General features: G+C 36.4%; 23 protein-coding genes. 15 read left to right on the top strand and 8 right to left on the bottom strand.

Annotation, left to right across the window (positions count from 1 at the left end; translation table 11 throughout):
- Nucleotides 1–135 precede the first annotated feature (135 nt).
- The 5 genes from JFT89_RS08115 to JFT89_RS08095 all read left to right on the top strand — a co-directional run bounded on the left by JFT89_RS08115 (nucleotide 136) and on the right by JFT89_RS08095 (nucleotide 5,830).
- Nucleotides 136–1,770, top strand: coding sequence for a peptide ABC transporter substrate-binding protein (locus JFT89_RS08115; RefSeq protein ID WP_201039741.1), 1,635 nt, complete (start codon nucleotides 136–138; stop codon nucleotides 1,768–1,770).
- Nucleotides 1,771–1,897: 127 nt separating this feature from the next.
- Complete coding sequence (opp3b, locus tag JFT89_RS08110; protein ID WP_000534165.1) at nucleotides 1,898–2,827, top strand: oligopeptide ABC transporter permease; 930 nt, start codon at nucleotides 1,898–1,900, stop codon at nucleotides 2,825–2,827.
- Nucleotides 2,824–3,840 (top strand): oligopeptide ABC transporter permease, encoded by a 1,017-nt coding sequence (opp3C, locus tag JFT89_RS08105; RefSeq protein WP_002086981.1) that lies wholly within the window; start codon nucleotides 2,824–2,826, stop codon nucleotides 3,838–3,840. Before opp3b ends, opp3C begins: the two co-directional genes overlap by 4 nt.
- An 18-nt stretch (nucleotides 3,841–3,858) precedes the next feature.
- Nucleotides 3,859–4,902, top strand: coding sequence for an ABC transporter ATP-binding protein (locus JFT89_RS08100; RefSeq protein ID WP_002011337.1), 1,044 nt, complete (start codon nucleotides 3,859–3,861; stop codon nucleotides 4,900–4,902).
- Nucleotides 4,895–5,830 carry an ABC transporter ATP-binding protein gene (locus JFT89_RS08095; protein WP_002086978.1) on the top strand — a complete coding sequence of 312 codons (936 nt, stop codon included), beginning with the start codon at nucleotides 4,895–4,897 and terminating at the stop codon, nucleotides 5,828–5,830. The genes JFT89_RS08100 and JFT89_RS08095 overlap by 8 nt, the downstream gene beginning before the upstream one ends.
- Before the next feature lie 189 nt (nucleotides 5,831–6,019).
- Here JFT89_RS08095 and JFT89_RS08090 read toward each other — a convergent pair whose 3' ends face one another.
- On the bottom strand, nucleotides 6,020–7,465 hold the full coding sequence (locus JFT89_RS08090) for an MATE family efflux transporter (protein WP_002166144.1): 1,446 nt from the start codon (nucleotides 7,463–7,465) through the stop codon (nucleotides 6,020–6,022).
- Between the two features lie 355 nt (nucleotides 7,466–7,820).
- On the opposite strand from JFT89_RS08090, the gene JFT89_RS08085 reads away from it, so the two are divergent.
- Complete coding sequence (locus JFT89_RS08085; protein ID WP_002125935.1) at nucleotides 7,821–9,467, top strand: peptide ABC transporter substrate-binding protein; 1,647 nt, start codon at nucleotides 7,821–7,823, stop codon at nucleotides 9,465–9,467.
- 30 nt (nucleotides 9,468–9,497) lie between these two features.
- Here the strand turns inward: JFT89_RS08085 and JFT89_RS08080 are convergent, their stop codons facing one another.
- Entirely contained in the window at nucleotides 9,498–9,701 is a 204-nt protein-coding gene (locus JFT89_RS08080; protein ID WP_000559981.1) for a hypothetical protein, read from the bottom strand.
- Nucleotides 9,702–10,281: 580 nt separating this feature from the next.
- Here JFT89_RS08080 and spx point away from each other — a divergent pair.
- Nucleotides 10,282–10,677 (top strand): transcriptional regulator Spx, encoded by a 396-nt coding sequence (gene spx / locus JFT89_RS08075; protein ID WP_002011348.1) that lies wholly within the window; start codon nucleotides 10,282–10,284, stop codon nucleotides 10,675–10,677.
- A 50-nt stretch (nucleotides 10,678–10,727) separates the two neighbouring features.
- Here the strand turns inward: spx and JFT89_RS08070 are convergent, their stop codons facing one another.
- Nucleotides 10,728–11,402: a TerC family protein gene (locus JFT89_RS08070; protein ID WP_002011349.1), complete on the bottom strand. Its 675-nt coding sequence runs from the start codon at nucleotides 11,400–11,402 to the stop codon at nucleotides 10,728–10,730.
- A gap of 436 nt (nucleotides 11,403–11,838) precedes the next feature.
- Between JFT89_RS08070 and mecA the strand changes: the two genes are divergently transcribed.
- From mecA to pepF, 4 genes are all read left to right on the top strand, one after another.
- Complete coding sequence (gene mecA, locus JFT89_RS08065) at nucleotides 11,839–12,522, top strand: adaptor protein MecA (RefSeq protein ID WP_002011351.1); 684 nt, start codon at nucleotides 11,839–11,841, stop codon at nucleotides 12,520–12,522.
- A 72-nt stretch (nucleotides 12,523–12,594) separates the two neighbouring features.
- Nucleotides 12,595–14,139 carry a cardiolipin synthase gene (locus JFT89_RS08060; protein WP_002064255.1) on the top strand — a complete coding sequence of 515 codons (1,545 nt, stop codon included), beginning with the start codon at nucleotides 12,595–12,597 and terminating at the stop codon, nucleotides 14,137–14,139.
- A 91-nt stretch (nucleotides 14,140–14,230) separates the two neighbouring features.
- On the top strand, nucleotides 14,231–15,466 hold the full coding sequence (locus tag JFT89_RS08055) for a competence protein CoiA (RefSeq protein WP_201039740.1): 1,236 nt from the start codon (nucleotides 14,231–14,233) through the stop codon (nucleotides 15,464–15,466).
- A 50-nt stretch (nucleotides 15,467–15,516) separates the two neighbouring features.
- The gene (pepF, locus tag JFT89_RS08050; protein ID WP_002064257.1) at nucleotides 15,517–17,343 is read left to right on the top strand and encodes an oligoendopeptidase F; all 1,827 of its coding nucleotides are present in this window, start codon (nucleotides 15,517–15,519) and stop codon (nucleotides 17,341–17,343) included.
- Nucleotides 17,344–17,476: 133 nt separating this feature from the next.
- On the opposite strand, the gene JFT89_RS08045 is transcribed toward pepF, so the two are convergent.
- The 4 genes from JFT89_RS08045 to JFT89_RS08030 form a co-directional block, all read right to left on the bottom strand.
- On the bottom strand, nucleotides 17,477–17,650 hold the full coding sequence (locus JFT89_RS08045) for a hypothetical protein (protein WP_016094547.1): 174 nt from the start codon (nucleotides 17,648–17,650) through the stop codon (nucleotides 17,477–17,479).
- A gap of 229 nt (nucleotides 17,651–17,879) precedes the next feature.
- On the bottom strand, nucleotides 17,880–18,773 hold the full coding sequence (locus JFT89_RS08040) for a ClpXP adapter SpxH family protein (RefSeq protein ID WP_002158882.1): 894 nt from the start codon (nucleotides 18,771–18,773) through the stop codon (nucleotides 17,880–17,882).
- Nucleotides 18,773–19,171 (bottom strand): globin domain-containing protein, encoded by a 399-nt coding sequence (locus JFT89_RS08035; RefSeq protein WP_000043388.1) that lies wholly within the window; start codon nucleotides 19,169–19,171, stop codon nucleotides 18,773–18,775. The genes JFT89_RS08040 and JFT89_RS08035 overlap by 1 nt, the downstream gene beginning before the upstream one ends.
- A 185-nt stretch (nucleotides 19,172–19,356) precedes the next feature.
- Nucleotides 19,357–19,935 (bottom strand): CYTH domain-containing protein, encoded by a 579-nt coding sequence (locus JFT89_RS08030; RefSeq protein ID WP_002064261.1) that lies wholly within the window; start codon nucleotides 19,933–19,935, stop codon nucleotides 19,357–19,359.
- 144 nt (nucleotides 19,936–20,079) lie between these two features.
- Here JFT89_RS08030 and JFT89_RS08025 point away from each other — a divergent pair, with 144 nt between their 5' ends.
- Genes JFT89_RS08025 through JFT89_RS08010 form a run of 4 tightly spaced genes read left to right on the top strand, consistent with a single transcriptional unit; the run spans nucleotide 20,080 to nucleotide 22,845 of the window.
- Nucleotides 20,080–20,451: a UPF0738 family protein gene (locus JFT89_RS08025; RefSeq protein ID WP_002011362.1), complete on the top strand. Its 372-nt coding sequence runs from the start codon at nucleotides 20,080–20,082 to the stop codon at nucleotides 20,449–20,451.
- Between the two features lie 30 nt (nucleotides 20,452–20,481).
- On the top strand, nucleotides 20,482–21,120 hold the full coding sequence (gene yjbM, locus JFT89_RS08020) for a GTP diphosphokinase (protein WP_002125951.1): 639 nt from the start codon (nucleotides 20,482–20,484) through the stop codon (nucleotides 21,118–21,120).
- A gap of 18 nt (nucleotides 21,121–21,138) precedes the next feature.
- The gene (locus tag JFT89_RS08015; protein ID WP_002011365.1) at nucleotides 21,139–21,936 is read left to right on the top strand and encodes an NAD kinase; all 798 of its coding nucleotides are present in this window, start codon (nucleotides 21,139–21,141) and stop codon (nucleotides 21,934–21,936) included.
- Nucleotides 21,937–21,951: 15 nt separating this feature from the next.
- Nucleotides 21,952–22,845 carry an RluA family pseudouridine synthase gene (locus tag JFT89_RS08010; RefSeq protein ID WP_002134973.1) on the top strand — a complete coding sequence of 298 codons (894 nt, stop codon included), beginning with the start codon at nucleotides 21,952–21,954 and terminating at the stop codon, nucleotides 22,843–22,845.
- A 45-nt stretch (nucleotides 22,846–22,890) separates the two neighbouring features.
- On the opposite strand, the gene JFT89_RS08005 is transcribed toward JFT89_RS08010, so the two are convergent.
- Nucleotides 22,891–24,285 (bottom strand): peptidase G2 autoproteolytic cleavage domain-containing protein, encoded by a 1,395-nt coding sequence (locus tag JFT89_RS08005; RefSeq protein WP_016093072.1) that lies wholly within the window; start codon nucleotides 24,283–24,285, stop codon nucleotides 22,891–22,893.
- Nucleotides 24,286–24,446 lie beyond the last annotated feature (161 nt).

The raw sequence follows: 24,446 nt of genomic DNA, 5'->3' as shown, positions 1-24,446 counted from the left end.
AAAAACAAAAAACTATATTCACAATCGTCATATTATATGTATAATGAAAATTGTAGAAACTTGGAGATTATTCTTTCAATTCTGTTTTTCTACAAGTGAGGGTACAGGAAGTGCAATTAGGGGAGGCAATACAACATGAAGAAAAAGATACCGCTATTGCTTGCATCGACGTTGACAGTAAGTGTGCTAGGAGCCTGTAGTTATCAAAAAGATGATAATAAGGCAAGCGCGAAAGGATCCAGTACTTCAAATAAGCAAGTATTGAATCTAACAGAAACTGCTGAGATACCAACAATGGATACGACGTTATCAACGGATGCAGCATCTTCTAACATCATGAATAACACAATGGAAGGATTGTATCGTCTGGGGAAAGACGATAAACTTGTTCCGGGAGTCGCTAAATCTTATGAGAAATCAGAAGATGGTAAAAAGTATGTATTTAAATTACGTGAAGATGCGAAATGGTCGAATGGTGAACCTGTAACAGCTAAAGACTTTGTTTATTCTTGGAGAAGAGCTATAGATTCAAATACGGGTGCCAAGTTTGCTTACATACTATTTGATGTTAAAAATGCGGAGAAAATTAACAAAAAAGAGTTACCAGTTGAAGAACTTGGTGTAAAGGCCATTGATGATCACACATTTGAAGTGGAATTAGACAACCCTGTTCCTTATTTTGTAAGTTTAACAGTCTATCCAACATTTTATCCTTTGAATGAGAAGTTTGTAAAAGAACAAGGAGATAAATTCGGATTAGAATCCAATACGACACTTTACAATGGTCCATTCGTTTTAAATGAATGGAAGCATGAACAAAGTTTCAAATTGACGAAGAACCCGACGTATTGGGAAAATAAAGAAGTAAAACTTGAGGAAATAAACTTCAATATTGTTAAGGATCGTTCAACGGCTATAAATTTATATGAAACAAAAGCAATTGATCGTGTAGTATTAACATCAGAGTTTGTAGATAAATACAAATCAGATGCTGATTTTAAAACAATTAAGAGACCATCTACACAATTCATTCGTTTAAATGAAAAAAATAAATTTTTAGCGAATAAAAATATCCGAAAAGCAATTGCGATGTCCTTTGAACGTGAAAACATCGGAAAAGTTATCTTAAACGATGGTTCAGAAGGAATGTATGGTTTTGTTCCGAAGGGTTTGGCAAAAGGACCTAACGGAAAAGACTTCCGTGAAGAGAACGGAAAGCTTATAAAAGAGGATGTTAAAGAAGCTCAAAAATATTGGGAAGCTGGTAAAAAAGAACTTGGTGTAGACAAAGTAGAGTTAGAGTTATTAAACTTTGATACTGATGATGCAAAAAAAATCGGAGAGTATTTAAAAGGACAATTCGAAAAGAACTTACCAGGTTTAACAGTTTCAACAAAAATGCAGCCATTTGCACAAAAATTAAAACTTGAAGCAAGTGGAGATTATGCGATGTCATATGCGGGATGGAGTCCAGATTATATGGACCCAATGTCATTCCTTGAAATGTATACAACAGGTAATTCACAAAATAAAGTGAATTACGCAAATCCAGCTTATGATGAACTAATTAAGAAAGCCAAAACAGAAGTAGATGTACAAGCTCGTTGGGATGCTCTATTAAAAGCAGAACAACAACTGCTTGAAGATGCAGCGATTGCTCCAGTATATCAACCTGGAAAGGCATATTTACAACGTAGTTCAATTACAGGCCTATTAGAACATAAATATGGCGGAGAATTTAGCTATAAGTGGGTTGAACTCAAAAACTAAAAATGGTTTCCATCATGAATAAGGGTATATGCCTATGATGGGCATGTGCTCTTATTTTAAAAAAATAAAAGTAAGAATATTTCAAACTATCTTATTGCTTTTGAGAAAAACGGGGAGGTGCTTGACTATGGGACGTTATGTATTAAAACGTTTCGTGTACATGGCTTTGACATTATTTTTAATTACTACACTGACTTTCTTTTTGATGAAATTACTACCGGGTTCTCCGCTTAAAAACCAGGAGAAGCTATCACCGGCACAAAAAGAAATCATTCTTGAAAAATATGGATTAAATGATCCAGTACCAGTTCAATATGCACGTTACTTAGGTAACTTAGCAAAAGGTGATTTAGGGGTATCATTCCAATATGATAACCGCCCAGTAACAGATATGATTGTGGATCGTATTGGACCATCAGCACAACTTGGTTTACAAGCGATTATATTAGGAACATTTATCGGTTTAATTTTAGGAATCGTTGCGGCGCTTCGTAACAATACGTGGGTCGATTATGGGGCGACAATTATTTCCGTACTCGGGATGTCGGTACCCTCATTCGTATTCGCCGCATTACTACAATATTTTGTAGGGGTAAAACTTGGTTGGTTCCCAGTAGCATTCTGGAAAGGACCGGAGTTTACAGTAATGCCTACAATTGCCTTATCGATGGCAGTTATCGCAACAATCGCACGTTTCGCTCGTGCAGAGTTAATTGAGGTTATGCAAGCAGACTACATTTTAACAGCGAAAGCGAAAGGAATTAGCCAAGGCGTTATCATTATCAAGCACGCACTGCGTAACGCATTAATTCCAGTTGTAACAATTTTAGGACCAATGGTTGCAGGATTAATTACAGGGACACTAGTTATTGAGCAAATTTACGCTGTACCTGGACTTGGGGAACAATTCGTTAAATCGATTACAGTGAATGACTATACAGTTATTATGGGAACTACAATTTTCTATAGTGCGATCTTCATCTTAGTTATTTTCATTGTCGATATTTTATACGGAATTATTGATCCTCGTATTCGTTTAGCGGGAGGGAAAAAATGATGAAAGATGTACAAAAATTATCTCCAGATTTATTTCAACCAGCCAATCAGAGTAATGTTGATAATGAAGTCATTGCCCGTCCAAGCTTAACGTTTTGGCAAGATGTAAGAAGACGTTTGTTCCAACATAAAGGTGCAATGTTTGGTTTCGTATTATTAATGCTTATTGTACTACTAGCAATTTTAGGACCGATGGTAAGTAAGCATTCTTATAAAGAGCAGGATTTAGGTCGTGCGAAAATGCCACCGAAAATTCCAGTGATTGAAAATGTTCATTGGCTACCATTTGACGGTACAGATCAATATGGTGTTGACCAATATGAAAAACGTGATATTAAAGAGTACTTCTGGTTTGGTACAGATGATCTTGGCCGTGATTTATGGACAAGAACATGGGAAGGTACACGAGTATCATTATATATCGCTCTTTTAGCAGCAGCGATTGACTTAGTAATTGGGGTTGCATATGGAGGTATTTCAGCCTTCTATGGCGGCAGAGTAGATAATATTATGCAACGTATTATGGAGATTATTAACGGTATTCCATACTTAATCATCGTTATTTTAATGGTAATCATTATGGGATCAGGTATTTGGTCAATTACACTTGCGATGGCAATTACAGGTTGGATAGGGATGTCGCGGATTGTTCGTGGACAGATCCTAAAATTAAAAAACCAAGAATATGTATTAGCATCTCGTACATTAGGGGCAACGAATACACAGTTAATTGTGAAGCACTTAATTCCGAACGTAATGGGACCAATTATCGTAATGACAATGTTTACAATTCCAACAGCGGTATTTGGTGAAGCATTCTTAAGCTTCATCGGACTAGGTATTCAGCCACCATTCGCATCACTTGGTTCTCTTGTAAATGATGGTTATAAATCAATTCAAACGTATCCACATATGATGTTCATCCCAGCGGTTGTCATCAGTATGTTAATCTTAGCATTCAACTTAATTGCAGACGGATTACGCGACGCGTTAGATCCAAAAATGCGTAAGTAAAAGAGGGGAGAAGTAAAAATGAAAACATTGCTAGAGGTAAAAGATTTGCAAGTCTCCTTTGATACACATGCAGGTGAAGTACAAGCTGTACGCGGTGTTACTTTTGATTTGAAAAAAGGAGAAACATTAGCGATTGTAGGAGAATCTGGTTCTGGTAAATCAGTTACTTCTAAAGCGTTAATGGGATTAATTCCGAATCCTCCAGGGCGTATTAAAAACGGTGAAATCGTATTTGAAGGTCGTGACTTAACGAAACTAACGGAAAAAGAAATGCAACAAGTACGCGGTAAAGATATTGCGATGATTTTCCAAGATCCAATGACATCATTAAACCCAACGATGACAATTGGAAATCAAATTATGGAAGGCCTTATTAAACACCAAGGGATGAGTAAAGCAGATGCACGTAAAGTTGCGTTAGAATTAATCGACCTTGTAGGTATTCCGAATCCAGAAGCGCGCTTAAAACAATATCCTCACCAATTCTCAGGTGGTATGAGACAGCGTGTAGTTATTGCAATGGCGTTAGCTTGTAACCCGAAATTATTAATTGCCGATGAGCCGACAACAGCGCTAGACGTTACAATTCAGGCGCAAATTTTAGAACTTATGAAGGACATTCAGCAAAAAACAGAAGCAGCAATCATTTTCATTACGCATGACTTAGGTGTAGTGGCAAACGTTGCAGACCGAGTTGCGGTTATGTACGCTGGTAAAGTTGTTGAAATTGGAACTGTTGATGAAATTTTCTACAATCCAAAACATCCATACACATGGGGCTTAATCGCATCTATGCCAAGCTTAGATGGTGCAGAGGACGAGCTATATGCGATTCCAGGAACGCCTCCAGACTTATTAAAACCGCCAAAGGGTGATGCTTTTGCACCACGTAACCCGCAGGCATTGAAAATTGATTTTGAAATGGACCCACCTTTATTTAAAGTAAGTGATACACACTATGCGGCAACTTGGTTACTTCACGAGCAAGCTCCAGAAGTAAAACCACCGGCAGTCGTTGAAAAACGCATTCTTCAAATGAAAGCAGGTGAACAACATGACTAAACAACGTGAGAAATTAATTGAAGTAAAAAATGTAAAGCAGCACTTCGACGTGAGTGGTGGTGTTGTCAAAGCGGTTAATGATATTTCATTTGATATTTACCGCGGAGAAACATTTGGTCTTGTAGGAGAATCAGGTTGTGGTAAATCGACAACTGGAAGAACGATTATTCGTTTATATGATGCAACTGCTGGTGAAGTGTTGTTCGATGGTGAAAATGTACATGGTAAAAAATCACGTGCCGAGCTGAAGAAGTTCAACCGTAAAATGCAAATGATTTTCCAAGATCCATATGCATCATTAAATCCTCGTATGACAGTAGGGGATATTATTGCAGAAGGTATTGATATTCACGGACTAGCAAAAGGCAAAAAAGAGCGTATGGACCGTGTTCATGAATTATTAAATACAGTTGGTTTAAATAAAGAGCACGCAAACCGTTTCCCGCATGAATTCTCAGGCGGACAACGTCAACGTATCGGTATCGCTCGTGCGCTAGCTGTAGAACCTGAATTTATCATTGCTGATGAACCAATCTCAGCACTTGACGTATCGATTCAGGCGCAAGTTGTAAACTTACTGAAACAGTTACAAAGAGAAAAAGGTTTAACATACTTATTCATCGCCCATGATTTATCAATGGTAAAATACATTAGTGATCGCATTGGTGTAATGTACCGTGGTCAAATCGTTGAGTTGACAACAAGTGAAGAGTTATATGCGAATCCAATGCATCCATATACAAAATCACTACTATCTGCAATTCCGCTTCCAGATCCAGATTATGAGCGCAATCGTAAACGTATCGTATACGATCCATCTCAACATCAATATGGTGAGGAAGCACCAACAATGCGTGAAATTCGCCCAGGACATTTTGTATTATGTTCTGAAGCAGAGTATAAGAAATATAAAGAAATCTATCAATAAAAAAGTAGAGCCATTCTTCTATTACAGAAGGATGGCTCTATTTTTTTATACTAGTTAAACTTAAGTTAGTATAAAGCGATTTTATCCAAGTTCTTTTTCTGTTTAAAGACAGCAAATTAAGAGTTTCCAAGAATGAAGAAAAGGCGACTGAAATCCAGCCGCCTTTTTCTTCATTTAGAAACACTTATTTTACTGCGCTTGAACAGAAACACTCTCATCTTGCTCATTTGGTTTAACAAGTGCATAATTTTCCCACGATCTACTTCTCCAGCGGAAGAACATAATAATTGCTCGTGTCCATTCGTCGATAGCAATCGCTAGCCAAATACCAACGAGCCCCATGTCTAAATGGAAGGCGAAAAAGTAACCGAGTGGTAAGCTCATTAACACCATGGAGAATGCGCCGATTAAAACAGGATATTTTGCATCGCCAGCTGCACGAAGTGAATTAATGATGACGATGTTCATCGTCCGTCCTGTTTCAAGTAGTACACTTAGTAAAAGAACGCTTGCCCCTAGAGCGATAATATGAGGATTATCCGTAAATAGTCCCATTAATTGTGTGCGGAATGTAACAACGAGCATGACCATAAATAAAGTTACACCAATCGCCCATTGTACACTTTTCCATACGCGTGTGTAAGCTTCATCCTTTTCATTTCCGCCAACTAGGCGTCCGACGATAATAGCTGTTCCCATACCGATAGCAATGGCGAATAAATAAGTGAACATGGAAATGTTAGTAGCGTATTGTCTTGCAGCTAACGATTCCGTACCTAAGTATGTTGCGTAATATAAGAAGACAATTTGACAAGCTTGATACATGACTTGTTCGAATGCAGATGGAATGCCGATCTTTAAAATTTTGCCAACGTATTCTTTTGATAAAGTGAAGTAATATTGTAATTTCACACGGTATTCCATAACGCGGTACAGTAACCAGAAGAAAACGATAAGTGCGATTAACCGGCTGACAGCGGAAGAAATCGCGGCTCCTTGCACACCAAGTTCAGGGAAACCGAATTTCCCGAAAATAAGTACGTAGTTTCCGGCGATATGAATAATATTCATTCCAAGCGAAACAAACATTGCTTGCTTTGTAAAGCCGTGAACGCGGATAATTGCGGCTAATGAGTTAATAATAGCTTGAAGGAAAATAGCTCCTCCGACGATGGATAGATAGCTTTGTGCATACGTTAGTACATCGCCTTGTAAATTCATTGCCATCATCATATGTTTTGAAAATAAAAGAAAACCAGCGCTTATAATGAGTCCGACCACTAAATTTAATGTGACGGCTAATGCTGATATTTTTGATGCTTCCATAAAGCGTTTAGAACCGAGGTATTGGGATACAACGATAGCTGCACCATTCCCGATGACTTCTAGTACTAAAATCGCGATATGAAGGTATTGATTCGCTGCACCAACCCCAGATACAGCATCGTCTGATAATGCACTTAACATGAAAGTATCAGCGATCCCCATCAGCATAAAAAGAAAAACTTCTAGAAAAATAGGCCATGTTAATAAGAATAAACTTAATTTCTCTGTTGGCCCGTTTTTTGAGCGAATTGCTGTCATGTCCGTCCCCTCTTTACCGATATCTATTTTTAGCAAAGTGTATCGTAACACACTTTCATATCCTTTGCACTTATTTTAGCCTACATATTTTCAATATGAATAAACCTTCATTTTATGACAAAAAAGGAGGAATAATTATGCGTAAGATATTATGGAATATAAAATTTGTTTTTCTCTGATAATTTAGAAAAGTATAAAAATGCCTTTTTTAACACTTTAGTTCAATAAAAACGCAGTATGAAACGTTTACAAATACACAAAGTGTTAACAGAAAATTTTAACAAAATAGAAATATAAATATACAAAGAATATATTTGTGTGTATAATACGAATTATTAGAACATATATATATATTTCTTTCTGTTTGAAAATGAAAGGGCTAACATTTTTTTGGGAGGGTGGAAGTATGAAAAAAAAGATACCAGTTTTTGTAGCATCAACAGTAGCAATGAGCATGATTTTAGGGGCATGTGGCTACCAAAAAGATGAACCGCAAGCGAACGCAAAAGGGGATAGCGGGAAAAGCGGTGCGAAGCAAGTTATTAACTTAATTGAAACACAAGAAATTCCAACGATGGACCCAGCGTTATCAGCTGATGCAGTTTCTTCAAAAGTAATGAACAATACGATGGAAGGCCTATACCGCCTTGGGAAAGACGATAAATTAGTTCCAGGTGTAGCGAAGGAATTCCAAAAGTCAGAAGACGGTAAAAAGTATACATTTAAATTACGTGAAGATGCAAAATGGTCAAATGGTGAACCTGTAACGGCGAAAGATTTCGTGTATGCATGGCAAAGAGCAATTAATCCAGATACAGCTGCGAAATCGGCGTACATTATGTACGATATAAAAAATGCTGAGAAAATTAATAAAAAAGAGATGAGTCCAGACCAATTAGGTGTAAAAGCGATTGATGATCATACACTAGAAGTAGAATTAGATAATTCTATTCCATATCTTGTTGATTTAATGGTCTATCCGATCTTCTATCCTGTTAATGAAAAGTATGTGAAAGAGCAAGGGGCGAAGTTTGGTTTAGAAGCAAATACAACACTTTATAACGGACCATTTACATTAAGTGATTGGCAACATGAACGTAGCTTCAAAATGACAAAGAGCTCATCATATTGGGACAATAAAGAAGTGAAGCTTGAGGAAGTAAACTTTAATATTGTAAAAGATACGTCTACGCCAATTAATTTATATGAAACAAACGCAGTCGATCGAGCGACGTTATTAGCAGAGTTCATCGATAAATATAAAGGGAAACCAGATTTCAAAACGGTAGAAGATACATCTGTATTCTTCCTTCGCTTAAATCAAAAAGACCCAGCTTTAGCAAATAAAAATATTCGTAAAGCAATTTCTCTTGGTTTTGACCGTAAACCATTCGTTGATACATTATTAAATAACGGTTCTAAGCCAGCGACGGGATTAATTCCTGACAATTTCATTAAAGGACCGGATAAAAAAGATTTCCGTGTTGAAAATGGAGATATTGTAAAACCAAATGTAAAAGAAGCGAAAAAGTATTGGGAAGCTGGTAAAAAAGAGCTTGGTAAAAACGAAATTGAATTAGAGCTATTAAATGAAGACGTTGAATTATCGAAGAAAACTGGTGAATATTTAAAAGGTGAGTTAGAAAAGAATTTACCAGGTTTAACAGTGAAAATTAAACAACAACCATTCGCGCAAAAACTAAAATTAGAAGATGCGGGCGACTTTGTAATGTCATTCTCTGGATGGAGTGCAGACTTCCCAGATCCAGTTACATATCTTGATATGTTCGTAACTGATGGGGCACAAAATAAAATGAAGTATTCTAATCCGAAGTACGATGAGATTATTATGAAAGCGAAGAAAGATGGAAGCGACGTAAATGCTCGTTGGAAAAACTTACTTGAAGCAGAAAAAATGTTACTTGATGACGCTGCGATTGTTCCAGTATATCAACGTGGTAGAGCATATTTACAAAGAGAAACAATTAAAGATATGTACAACCATAAGTATGGTGGCGAAGTAAGCTTCAAATGGGCATCAGTAGGAAAATAACAAAAAAAAGCAGGTGATTACCTGCTTTTTTTAGTACGTACGTTTTTTATAAATGCCTTTTCCGCCAACTTGGTTCCAGCCAGATTGTACATCTAAACTTTTGTTAACAAACTTCATTTTTTCTTTCCCACCAAAGAGTTTTTCACCGATGCTATTTGTAATGACACCAATCAATGCTGTTATTCCGATGATGAGGGTAGCAACAATGATAAAATCAGTAAAAAAAGCGATCATATGCAAATTCCCCCTTTGTCTGTCTGTATTTTTATTGTATGAGATAAATGGTAAAAAAGAAAGAAATGTCAGAAAAATATTCGATTTACTTTAGAAAGCATATAGACATGAGCGGAGAGATTTGTTAAAATAAGAACAAATGTTCCTTTTTATTTCTAACCTTTAGAGTCTTACATTTCTCAAGTGTTTTGTCGGGAAAAGGTAAGAAAACGCTCTCTTTTTAATGAGGAAGATTATGAAACTGTAATTGTATATCAAGTGAAGATTACTGTAGAAAGTAAGTATCAAAAGGGTTGAAGACCGTTGTTAAAGGACAGTTTTACTGAGTATAATCATGTTGCATAGCAGTGGAGTACACGGAGAAATTTTCTCAACTAGCAGTAAATTCACTGTATATTTCTTGCAAAAACTATTGTATAATGATTATAGAAGTTACTTATTAAAAGTAATTATTGTTGCTTACATGAATTGCGATTTTTTACTTTGCTATAAGACAAGTTATCGCGAAAAATTGCGGAAGTTAGAAATTTAAACTGTAATTAGTACAGAATTTGTACTCTTTAAGGAGAGTGAGCTTTGTATGGTAACATTATATAGTTCTCCAAGCTGTACGTCTTGTAGAAAGGCGAAATTATGGCTAGAGGAAAATCATATTCCTTATACAGAACGTAATATTTTCTCAGATCCATTAACGATTGATGAGATTAAAGAGATTTTACGTATGACAGAAAGCGGAACGGATGAGATTATTTCTACTCGTTCAAAAGTTTTCCAAGAATTGAATGTGAACTTAGAGTCTTTACCACTTCAAGATTTATATAAGATGATTCGTGACTATCCAGGTATTTTACGTCGTCCAATTATGATTGACGAAAAACGCCTTCAAGTAGGTTACAACGAAGATGAAATCCGTCGTTTCTTACCACGTACAGTAAGAACGTTCCAATTACGTGAAGCACAGCGTCTTGTAAATTAATTATAATAATATGAAAACCTTCTACCTATTATAGAGTAGAAGGTTTTTTTTTACTGTTTAACATTACGTAATCGCACTTGTTGAACGATAAAGCCTATGCATAAAATGGTGAAAATGAACAAATAAGGGATACTTGTGGCAAAACTAGGATTATGATGAAAAAACGTTGCAAGTCTGTCTTCATGTGTAATCATTTTTCCTGCTGTATAGGCGAGAACTGCTGCTCCGCAATAAATGAGAAATGGAAAGCGTTCCATGAGTATTAAAATAAGTTTGCTTCCCCAAATGATAATCGGGATAGAAATGAATAAACCGATAATTACGAGTGAAAGTCTTCCGTGAGCTGCTCCTGCAATGGCAATAACATTGTCAAACCCCATAACGAGATCCGCGAATACAATTGTACGCACAGCTTGGAATAAAGTCGTTTTTCCTTTGATAGAAGAAAGATCGTTGTTATTATCAGTGAGTAAATTGACTGCAATTAATGTGAGTAAAATTCCGCCGGTGAGTTGTAAAAATGGGATATCAAGTAAATAGACAGCTAGTATCGTGAGGAGAATTCGTAGCACAATTGCTAACATAGTACCAATCAAAATGGCTTTATTTCGTTTTGCTTCAGGTAAATTTCGGCTAGCTAGTGCGATGACAATTGCGTTATCGCCACCTAGTACAACATCGATACCGACAATCATTAGTACAGATGTTAAAAACTCTAAGTCCATTCGTCTGCCTCCATTTATGATGTTTTAATAAGCGAAATATATGTATGTGGTGAAGAAAGTTTGTCTAGTTTTGATCCCGCGCTCCCAGGGACAAAATAATCACCTCTAATAGAAGTTTCACTTTATTACAGTGTACGAGGGAATATGGAAATGTATGTCCAAATTTTTTGCGAGCAGTAAATTGGTATAATGATATATTTATTCCGATTGGTGCGAGCTAATAATCAGTGGAGGATGAAAAAAATACTGATTATTGTTTCACTTTATGTAAAAAGTCGAATACAGATAGGTATATAACTATTTTTGTAAAATAAATCGATTTTATTTCCCTTCTGGAGAATCTTATCATAAAATGAGAGTACAAGAATCTATTGTTTTGTCATATGAGTGGGGAATCCCTTCATAACAATTCTAAGCAGGAAGGGAGCGTTGTATTTTGGATATTGAAAGAATTAATGACCATACGATGAAATTTTTTATTACGTACATTGATATAGAGGACAGAGGGTTTAATCGTGAAGAAATTTGGTATGATCGCGAACGAAGTGAAGAGCTCTTTTGGGAGATGATGGACGAAGCTCGTGATCATGATGATTTCTTTATCGATGGGCCGTTATGGATCCAAGTGCAAGCAGTCGATAAAGGGATTGAAGTACTTGTAACGAAAGCGGAGCTTTCAAAGGATGGGCAAAAGCTGGAACTACCAATAGGTGTAGACAAAATTATAGACATTCCTCTAGATGAAGGCATCGAATCATTATTCCAGCAAGAATTAGTGGAAGAGGTAGAAGAACAAGTAGGAACAAACTTTAATGAAGATGGTACGTTTGGCTTTTTAATTAAGTTTAATGATTTTGAAGATGTTATTTCATTAAGTCATCGTCTTATCTTTGAAGATATAAAAGATGAATTACATTCATTTGAGGACCGATATTATGTATATGTGGAATTCGATGAAGTGCTACATGATGAAGAAGAAATTGATCGTATTTTAAGTATTGTTTTAGAATATGGAGAAGAATCTACTTTAACGATTCACCGTGTAAGTGAGTATGGGAAACAGGTTGTGAAAGAGCGTGCGCTTGAGACAATTCGCAACAATTTCCCTCCTAAAATGTAGGCCGATTTCTATAGTATGAAATCGGCTTTTTTTATGAAGAATAGGAAGGCTTTCTTAGTAAGGAGGTAAGAGATGAAAAACACGTTAAAACTACTTTTCTTTTTTCTACTATTGTTCGCATTATTTGTTTCATTACGCATGTTTATTGATGTAGCATTTTATTCGGATGTCATCGGGATAAAGGATGTTTCTATTTTAGGTATTATTAGTATTTTATTTACGGTTTCCGCATTTTTAATTGGATGTGTTATTTTCTTAGAAAACCGTCATCCGTCTAAAACACTTACGTGGTTAATCGTACTAGGTATTTTTCCGGTGTTCGGTTTCTTTGCTTATCTTTTATTTGGACAAAATTTTCGTAGAAAAAGAATGTTCCAAAAGAAGGCATTACTCGATGAACAGGCGTTTTTACAATATAAGGGACACGAAGATTACGAAGAACGGATTTTACGAAATCATAAGCATCAAGAATTGTTATTTCGTTTAGCAGATCGACTAGGTGCTTTAAATATTTCATTTCAAACTGAAACGAGGACATTAACAAATGGAGACGAAACGTTTCAGGCAATTTTAGATGGGTTAAATCGAGCGAAACACCACATTCATATGGAGTATTACATTGTACGTGATGACAAGCTCGGTACAGAAATTAAAGATATTTTAATAAAAAAATCAAAAGAAGGCGTTGTCGTTCGTTTTTTATACGACGCGGTTGGAAGCTTTAAATTATCAAATTCGTATATTGAAGAATTGAATGATGCAGGAGTAGAAATGATTCCATTTTTCCCTGTGCGCTTTCCAATTTTAAACGATAAAATTAATTATCGAAACCACCGAAAAATCGTTATTATAGATGGAAATGAAGGGTTTGTAGGTGGATTAAATATTGGTGATGAGTATTTAGGGAAGGATAAATATTTCGGTTTTTGGCGAGACACGCATTTATATTTACGCGGTGAAGCAGTTCAAAGTTTACAGCTAATTTTCCTTCAAGACTGGTTTTATATGACTGGTGAGGCGGTATTAGCACCTGAATATTTACAAGCGGAAGCAGTTGAGGGTGATCATTGGGGCGGAGTCCAACTTGTTGGAGGGGGACCGGATAATAAATGGGAAACAATTAAACATTTATATTTTGCAATGATTGCTTCAGCTAGGAAATCAATTTGGATTGCAACACCATACTTTATCCCAGATGATGATATTTTATCTGCATTAAAAGTAGCTGCACTTGCTGGTATTGATGTTCGTTTGTTAATGCCAAGTAAGCCAGATAAGCGGACTGTCTTTTATGCATCAAGATCGTACTTTCCGGAGTTATTAGATGCAGGAGTAAAAATATATGAATATGAAAAAGGTTTTCTTCATAGTAAAGTTGTCATCGTGGATTCTGATCTCGCATCAATTGGGACAGCTAATATGGATATGAGAAGTTTTCATTTAAACTTTGAAGTAAATGCCTTTTTATATGATACAGGTAGCATTCGAAAGCTCGTTCAAGATTTTAAAGACGATTTAGAAGAATCCAGTGAAATTCATGTTGACCGATTTCATAAGAGACGTCTTCATAGGCGGATTGTTGAATCGACGTATCGGTTATTATCACCTTTATTATAGAAAGAGATGTCCTAATTTAGGACATCTCTTTTTTTGAGAGGAATTTGTAGTAAATTGTAGAATACAAGAAGTTGAAAGGGTGTGATGGTGGATGTTTATTGCAAGGAGAGAAAACGGAGAGAAAATTCATCTATTATATAACCGGGATGAAGAACGTTTACGCGAAATGCGTAAACGAGAAAAATTCTTTTGTACAGCCTGCGGAAAAGAAGTGCAAATGAAATTAGGAACACAAAAGAGCTGGCATTTTGCTCATAAGAAAGTGGATTCATGTCTTACCTTTTATGAAGCAGAATCTATGTATCATATGCAAGGTAAAGAATTGTTATATAGATGGTTAAAACATCAAGATTTTCATGTCGATATAGAGCATTATCTGCCAGTAATCAAGCAACGGCCAGATATTTACGTAGAGAGAGCGGATAGAAAAATTGCGATTGAATATCAATGTGCAAATCTCTCCGTAGAGCAGCTTTATAAGCGAACATATTCGTATTGGCAAGCTAGTATACAAGTCATCTGGATAATCGGTGGAAATCAGTTGAAAAAGCAATCCGCCTATTGGATGACATTCTCCTCCCTTATGGCTTTCTCCTTACAACCTTATCCTCAGCCATTTCTTATTTTCTTTTGTCCGAAACAAAAATCGTTTATGAAATGCGCATTTATCACTCCGTTTTCTACAAATGTCTCTTTCTCACATACTATTTATTTACCAACTGATACGACTACTGTTGACATGCTCTTTTCCCCCGTTCCTTTCCAAAAAGAGGTATTAGGACAAGAATGGAAGAGAAAAAAGAACCATTTTCGGCAAAACGCTCTATCTGTCTGGAATTATAATCATAAGTCACTACTCCGCCTCTTATATCAATATAAATGTACCCCAGCGGGTTTTCCTTCTGAAATCGGTGTTCCGCTCCCATCCGCGTTTGCTTTTCAAACAAATCCATTTATATGGCAAGCGTCTCTTTATTTGAAGTGTATAGGTATGCTTAAGGTAGGGGAGTATATTTCTCTGCAATACGTATGTAACTATGTAGCAAAATATACGAAGAAGCGTCTACTTCCGTATTTTGCACAACATATATGGAAGGTAGCAGTTGCGGAGTATATGACATTTTTATGTTATGCAGGTGTATTAATAAAAATAGGTATTAATAAGTATCGAAAAATAAGAGATGTTGTGTTGGTAAAAACAGAGGGAGAAATTATGAAATATGATGAAATTTGCTTAGCGCATGCGCTATCTCTATTTGAGACAAAGTTCAACATGAGAGAAGAAAAAGGGGATATAATAAAGAATGAACGTGAAGGAATTACATAAGAAAAACAGAATTGTACTTAAGTAGAGATATTTAAAGGAGGGCTTACAGAATGTCTGAACAAAATAAAGCAAAAACATTACCAGATCGCAATGAGATTGAAGAAGCAAGCACATGGCGATTAGAAGATATTTTTCAAACAGATGCAGAATGGGAAAAAGAATTCCAAGCTATTAAGGAGCTATTGCCAAAGTTAACTGAATTTAAAGGGAAGCTTGGCGACTCTGCAGACAATTTGCTTGAGGCATTGCAATATGAAGATGAAATTTCAATGCGATTAGGTAAGCTATATACATATGCACACATGCGTTACGATCAAGATACAACAAACTCTGTGTATCAAGCACTGAATGATCGCGCAACAAATTTATACTCACAAGTATCTAGTAGCACAGCGTATATCGTACCTGAAATTTTATCTATTTCAGAAGATACATTGCAAACATTCTTACAAGAAAATCGAGAACTAAGTGTATATGAGCATGCATTAGAAGAAATTACACGTCAACGCCCGCACGTATTATCTGAGGCAGAGGAAGCGTTATTAGCAGAAGCATCTGAAGTGATGAGTGCATCAAGTAATACATTCGGTATGTTGAATAATGCGGATTTGAAATTCCCATCTATTAAAGGTGAGGATGGAGAAGAGGTAGAAATAACACATGGCCGTTACATTCAGTTTTTAGAAAGTGATGATCGTCGTGTTCGCGAAGATGCATTCAAAGCTGTATTTGAAACGTATGGGAAATTTAAGAACACATTTGCAAGTACGTTAAGCGGGGCAGTGAAACGTAATAATTTCAATGCACGTATTCGTAAATATGACTCTGCTCGCCAAGCAGCATTAAGCAATAATAATATTCCTGAAGCAGTATACGATCAACTCGTTGAAACGGTAAATGACAACTTACATTTATTACACCGTTACATTGATATTCGTAAGCGTGCACTAGGACTTGATGAGCTTCATATGTACGATTTATATACACCACTTGTACAAGAAGTGAAAATGAATGTGAAGTATGAAGAAGCGCAAGAAATGTTATTGAAGTCTTTAAATGTACTTGGTGATGAATATGTTGAAATTTTAAAAGAAGCATATGAAAATCGCTGGGTAGATGTGTACGAGAATAAAGGCAAACGAAGCGGAGCATATTCATCTGGTGCATACGGAACAAATCCGTATATTTTAATGAACTGGCATGATAATGTAAATAATTTATATACACTTGCTCATGAGTTTGGTCATTCGGTGCATAGTTATTACACAAGAAAGACACAGCCACACGTATACGGTGATTATTCAATCTTCGTTGCAGAGGTAGCATCAACTTGTAATGAAGCGCTTCTAAATGATTATTTATTAAAAACGACAGAAGATAAAAAAGAGCGTCTATATTTATTAAATCATTATTTAGAAGGATTCCGTGGTACTGTATTCCGTCAAACAATGTTTGCAGAGTTCGAGCATATCATTCATAAAAAAGTACAAGAAGGACATGCGGTTACGCCAGATATGTTAACGGAGATCTACTACGATTTAAATAAAAAATATTTCGGGGATGCTTTAGTAATCGATAAAGAAATCGGTTTAGAATGGTCTCGTATTCCGCACTTCTATTACAACTATTACGTATATCAATACGCAACAGGATTTAGTGCAGCGACAGCGTTATCTAAACAAATTTTAGAAGAAGGGCAACCAGCAGTAGAACGTTACATTAACGAATTCTTAAAAGCGGGAAGCTCCGATTATCCAATTGAAGTGTTGAAAAAAGCAGGAGTTGATATGGCATCTCCTGAACCAGTGAAAGAGGCACTTCAAGTATTTGAAGAGAAATTAAATGAATTAGAAGCGTTATTATTTGAAGAAAAGTAATGAGAAAAGACGAGGGGTTTTATCCTCGTCTTTTTTGTTTGAAAATGTATTTTGTCGATATTTGTCGATAAAATAAGGAGGATTTCCTTACTTTTTCTAAATTAGAAGGCAGTTTTACAGTTGATTTTTGTAATCAAAATCCTTTAAATCGTTTTCTATAGTTGAAATAAGAGACAGCGATGACGATAACTCCGAATAAAAGAGGGAAGGCAATAATTTTAGGAAAAGCTTGTAATAGAGAGAGGATATACAAGAAAAAAGAAACCATAACACATAGAAAGATAAGAAAAATATGAGACTTTTTCATAAGGAAACCTCCTAAATTGCTTTTTTTATAGCTTATTCAAGAATGAAAACGTTTAGAATGTGACAAAAATGTGAAATTCGACAAAAGGGGTTGTCATTTGAGGTCGAATCTTGTAATATAATAAGCGTGAACGAATTCACATACAAACATATACCCCTTTGTTTGAACGTGAAAATTTCTCCCATCCCCTTTAATATTTTTATAAGCCGTAAAGAAAAAGACTTGGTGTTTACACCAAGTCTTTTTCTTTTGCTATCCATTTCCAATAACGCTCGCACTTCACTTCAATCATTTGTACTTTTCGTTTTAGTTGTAATTTCTTTAGCTCACGTTCTATTTCTTGCTGAGGGCAGTCATATATAAATGAGATTTCCTTTGAAGAAATAAATTGTGTTGCTTCTAGTAATACTTCTAAAGGAGGTAATGGCTCTGGCTCAATCTCGCATTTTACAAGTTCTTTTAATAGCTGTACGTATACATCATAGGAATAAATTCCCGCGATTTTAATACCTTCCTCATCTGAATTTGCATGAAAAAATAGGAGGGAAGGTATTTCTGTAATATGCATCTCATTTGTGAATTTTAGGTCGCATTGGAAAGCTTTTTTTGCGCTAACTGAGTGTAGGTCTTTTTTAAATTCCTCTACATCAATGCCACTATCTTTAGCGCATGTAAGCAATAATTCACAGTCAGGGTTTGATACATTTTCAAGAAGAATGTATTCTTGAAGTTTTCGCAAAAACTTCGAACCTGCTTTTCGGCCTTGCAACTCCGCCGCCTTAATTGCCATCGAAACTAAATACGGTGTTGACGACGCCTCTTGCATATGTACTTTTCCATCACATGAAAAACCTTGTAAACTTGTTGTCTTTTCCCACACAAATCGAATATTAGCAGGTTTATTCCATTTGTGTGAGGAAGCGTTTGCCCCGTCCACTTTTCCTGTTACTATATGACGAATAGAGAAGTATTTCCCATACTCAAGCCATAGTTTAATAATAAATGGCTCGATATCCCAGCAATCTTTACAAAGTGGATCAATAAATAAATATGCTTCTACAGATTTATGCTCGCATGTGGAAGGAGAAGGCATATTTATATGCTTTGCTTCCTGCTTATCCATTACACTTCACCTGTTTCATTTGGAGTATTGACCATATGTTGAGCAGTTAATGCTAAACGTTCAAAAACAAACTCTCTTATATGACCGTGCACTCCTGTATCATCCATTGCTTGCTCCATACATGACAGCCAAGCTTCTGCGCGTTTTGGAGTAATCTCAAACGGAAGATGGCGTGCTCTTAGCATAGGATGCCCATGTTCTTCAGTGTATAAATTAGGACCACCTAAATATTGTGTTAAAAATTGTTTCTGCTTCCTAGCAGTTTCTGTTAAATCATCCGGGAAGATCGGAGATAAGTCAGGGTGTTCACTGACATAGGAATAAAATGTATCCACTAATGTTGCAATGCATTGTTCACCGCCGATTGCTTCAAATGGTGTCATCGGTTGCTTGCTCATCCTTTATAAACCCCTTTTTCCATGAAATGTATATCTATTGTAGCAATGGAATGTTATGAAGAGCAACTAAACAGCCTTCATAACATTCTTTGCTTATTCTATATGTTGCTAATAAATCTTTTGCTTTTCAAAAAGGTGAAATGTAGCCGTAAGTACAGCTCTTCTTCACTGATGGAAATTTTACTTTAGCGCTCTTCGTTTTGTTTGGCAAGGAAAAAGCGTTTTACTTTGTTGTTTGTATGACGAACTGGTACGTTATGTTGCTTTAATAACCTTATAAATGCTGCTTTACCGGTCTTTTCATCTTGCACTTCGTATTCAATTTCATAATCATCGTGATTGTAATAGAAACTATGATCAAAGACAAGCGTTCCGCCTTCAAATAATATTTCAGCTCTTTCTGTTGTTAAACTACCCATATAAGTTAAAGAGGAAACGGGAATTTGTAATTTGTGTAGCTGATCCATTACAGTTCCTTGAATGATTGTGTTTGTTTCCATCATAAGTTGTGCTTCTTTTTCTGTTACAGACTGATGAGTTTCTAATAAACCAATTTCAGCAGGTTGTTTTAATGTTAATGTATAAGTTCCATCTTTATGACGAATACGAAGTGCAGAGCCCGTATCTTTTAAAGAGAAGTGAGGCGTTTCAAAGTAGTGATTTACTTGTTTTGTAAATGCTTCAATAGAAAAAGATTTGCATAATGTTTGGAATTCTTCCTCTGTAACCATATTTTTAAATTCAATTTCAATTTCTTGTGTCATTGTATGCGCTCCTTTTGAAAAATAATTCTTTCCACATTATCGCTTTTTCGCAAATTTGGTTCAATGTTTTATTTGTTTGCGTCCATGTTATGATACAATAATACTGTTAAGTAAGACAGGAAGTTGAGATGGAGGAGTTCGAGTATGCAAAATAAAATTCAAGTTAAGAGCGTAGAAACGAGAGAGAATGCGCTTATTTTTTGTGCGGAAAATACTGAAATAGAGGTAAAGGAGTTAAGTGCGCGTAATCACGTACTTGTAGACTCAGACAATTTATCATTTTTATATATCTTAGAAAATGAATCATCTTTCATTTATGTAAGTATTCCGCATACATGCTGGGAAGCAATGCATGAAGCGATGAATAAAGATACAGCGATGTTTATTCGCGTGAATGATGTTGAAATAGAATTAGAAGGATTAAAAGAAGAAGTAGAATATTTAGTTGAAAATATTGAAGGTAATGCAAATTACGGAGAAGAACTAGTAACTGCTGTAGAAAAAGTGTTTCTATAAGCAAATGGATTGATTTTGGTGGTGGTTGAAATGAATCGTAATTGGGAAGAATTTTTAGCACCGTATCACCAAGCGGTGGCGGAGCTGAAAGTGAAACTAAAAGGAATGCGTACTCAATTTGCAATGTTAACGGAGCATTCTCCAATTGAGTTTGTAACAGGAAGGGTAAAGTCGGTTGCAAGTATTATTGATAAAGCGGAGAAGAGAAATGTACCGCTAGACCGAATTAGAGAAGATATGCAGGACATCGCGGGCCTTCGAATGATGTGTCAATTCGTAGATGAGATTAAGCCTGTTGTAGAATATCTTCGAAAACGAAATGATTTTGACATTGTAGAAGAACGTGATTATGTAACGCAAAAGAAAGATAGCGGCTATCGCTCTTACCACGTTGTCATTAGTTATCCTGTTCAAACGATACAGGGGGAGAAAAAAGTGTTAGTTGAAATTCAAATTCGCACGTTAGCAATGAATTTTTGGGCAACGATTGAGCATTCTTTAAATTACAAATATAGTGGACGTTTTCCTGAAGATATTAAAATACGCTTACAACGTGCAGCGGAAGCGGCGTTTTTATTAGATGAAGAAATGTCTTCCATTCGTCTTGAAATTCAAGAAGCGCAAAAGGTCTTTTCACGAAAGCAGGAAACGAAAGATTCTGAATCATAAACTAAAGGGTGTTGGGCGATGAAATTTACAATTATGTCAAAGGGAGATCAATCATCAGATACACTAGCAAGTACGATGAAAGAATACTTGTTAGATTTTGGGTTTACAATGGATGAAAAGGAACCTGATATTGTAATTTCTGTTGGGGGAGATGGAACGCTTTTATATGCATTCCATCGTTACTATAATCGATTAGATGAAACCGCATTTGTTGGTGTACATACAGGGCATTTAGGTTTCTATGCAGATTGGTTACCGACGGAAGTAGAGAAGTTGGTGATTGCAATCGCTAAAACACCGTTCCAAGTGGTTGAATATCCACTTTTAGAAGTGATTATTCGCTATGTGAATGGTAGTAAAGAGTCGCAGTATTTGGCGATGAATGAAGCGACTGTAAAAAGTGCAGAAGGTACATTAGTAACAGAAGTGGAAATACGCGGAGAGTATTTCGAAACGTTTCGCGGAGATGGTCTTTGTATTTCTACTCCTTCAGGAAGTACCGCGTATAATAAGGCGCTTGGCGGAGCAATTATTCACCCTTCTATTGAAGCGATTCAAATTGCAGAAATGGCATCTATCAACAATCGTGTATTTCGTACGGTAGGTTCGCCGCTCGTACTGCCGAAGCATCATACATGCGTTTTAAAGCCGGCTGCAGGAATGAACATGCAAATTACCGTGGATCATTTGACGATGGTTCATCAAGATGTGAAATCAATTCAGTATCGCGTTGCAAACGAGAAAGTACGATTTGTTCGTTTCCGTCCGTTCCCATTCTGGAAACGTGTTCGTGACTCGTTTGTTGCAGATAAATAGAGAGGGTTTATATATTTGAACAGATTTACATTGAAATGGGATATAGGGCTGGCTGAAGAGGGAACTTTAGTTAGAGAATTTTTGAAAACAAAAGGGATTTCGAAAGCTGCTTTAACGGATATAAAGTTCCGCGGGGGAGCAATTGAAGTAAACGGTCAACACACAAGTGTTCGTCACAAGTTACAAGCTGGTGAAGAGTTACAAATCTTTTTTCCAGTGGAGGAAAGAAGTGAAGGGATGGAAGTGGAAGAGATCCCTTTATGTATCGTATATGAAGATGATGCGGTTCTTGTTATAAATAAAGAAGCAAATATGTCGACGATTCCGTCTAGGGAGCACCCGTCAGGAAGTATTGCAAACGCTCTTTTATATCATTATGATAAACAAAACCTTGCAAGTACGGTGCACATTGTGACGAGGTTAGACCGTGATACTTCAGGGCTTATGTTAATTGCGAAAAATAGATTCGTTCACCACCTTTTATCGAAGCAGCATCAACAAAAAGGGGTGAAACGAACGTATGAGGCAATCGTTCATGGGACTATTTTAGAAGAAGTAGGAACGATTGACGCGCCAATCGGACGAAAAGCGGATAGTATTATCGAGCGAACTGTCTGTGAAGATGGTCAAAGAGCTGTTACTCATTTTAGAGTGATGGAGAGTTCTTCCGATAAGACGCATGTAGCGCTTGAGCTCGAGACGGGAAGAACACATCAAATTCGTGTACATATGGCATATATAGGACATCCGCTACTTGGGGATGATCTATACGGTGGCCGAAGAGATGTGATAAAACGTCAAGCGCTGCATAGTACATCTTTGACGTTTTATCATCCTATTTTAGAAAAGGGAATGACTTTTACCGTAAGTATCCCAGAGGATATGCAATACGCTTTACATAACAATTAAAAGGGAACAAAATTCTTATCATAAAAAGAATTTTGTTCCCTTTTTTTAGCGAAATAATATTAAAATTTGATTTTCACCAGTACGTTTTATAACGAAAAAGCCACTTTCAGCTTTTGTGGCAATGCCGTCATCATTTGGACGACAATATCCGTGTGTTTCGCAAGTGCCGTCATCACGTACTAACATTTGTCCAATTAATCCGACAGGAAGCCACTCAGTACGGTCTCTTCTTGATATATACTTACAAGCTGGATCCCATTCTGTATTTAAAAGAGGTCGTATTTCTTGCGTATCCGTACGCGTATATTGACGTTTTCCGAAGCTGTCTGTTTCATAGCGTTTTTGCCAACTTAAAGCACCGCTATTTCCTATGAGAGCAGGAGTAGCGCTGGATATGCCTAATATGAATGTATCATTGGAAGTAGCTTTTCGAATTTTTTCTTCGCTACTAAATGTAATGAAATAGCCGATATCAATAGGGCTATGATCTGCTGCCTCAAACATTTGTGCAAAATCAGTACCACCTGCATTGTAAGAAGCACCATCGATATACATTTCTCCGTTATGGGCAAGCCATTTGGCACCTATATTATAATCAGTGTCATTTGTCCCATTTGCGATAAACCAGGAATAAGCTTCTTCTGCTGTACCAAATTTCCCCATAATATGGCTGCCTGCAAAATTAGCTGTTGATGTATGATTTCCTTCCGCATGAGATGAGAATCCGTTAGCGATAGTTGCGGTTCCTTCTGCATGTGCTGCTTCGCCCAAAGCAATTGCATGTTTTCCTTCTGCATGAGAATAAGAGCCGCCTGCTGTCGTTTCACTTCCTTCGCTATGCGAACTATGTCCAGTTGCCTTTGTTTTTGTCCCTTCTGCATGAGAAAAGGGACCCGTTGCATGTGTAAGAAGCCCTTCTGCATGTGAAGCGATTCCATCAGCTTTAGAGTGAAGCCCTTCTTTATATGCGTGACGAGCTCCTTTGTTATTTTCTTTTTTTATAGGTGTAGGTACAGGAGCCTGAATAGGGGCGGATCTTTCTATTTGTACATCGTTGCCCGAGATTAATGCTTCTTTTATTTTTTTTACTTGATTTATAATAGTAGCTGGAATTTCTGGTTGTACTTTTTCCTTGATTGCTGCAGGAATGTTTTCTTCTATATTTTCTTGTATCTTTTCCGAATTAAGCACAGGTTCATCATTATTAGAAGCGAGCTTCTTTTTTTGTTTTGCTTTTATTTTCCTGCTATCTATAATTCGCCTCATAACAGCATTTTCTAAAGAGATATATTTTTCTCTCGGTTTGCTTTTTTTTGATGACTCTTGTTCTTCTATTTCTTCTATAGCTGCAGCTCGAATACTGCACCAGTTGTTAATTCCATACATGGGATGGTATAAAGGGTGGAATTTTCTTTTTTGTTTAGAAGATTTTTTCTTCATTCCGTCACCTCCTGCGACAGTATATGCCGTGCAATTAAAAAAAGATGCACTTTATTGCATCTTTTTTTAATTGCTTTATCTAGTTTTAGTGTGGAATATGTCTAGGAAACACCATGATCCTCTGCAAATCGTGAATTGTATTAAGTAGAGGTATTTATCCC

Origin of the sequence: Bacillus sp. TH25 (assembly GCF_016650935.1) — a bacterium.
In the GTDB taxonomy this organism is placed as follows: Bacteria; Bacillota; Bacilli; order Bacillales; family Bacillaceae_G; genus Bacillus_A; species Bacillus_A mycoides.
The sequence above is the reverse complement of the archived record's forward strand: the minus strand, read 5'-3'. Positions and strand labels throughout refer to the sequence as shown.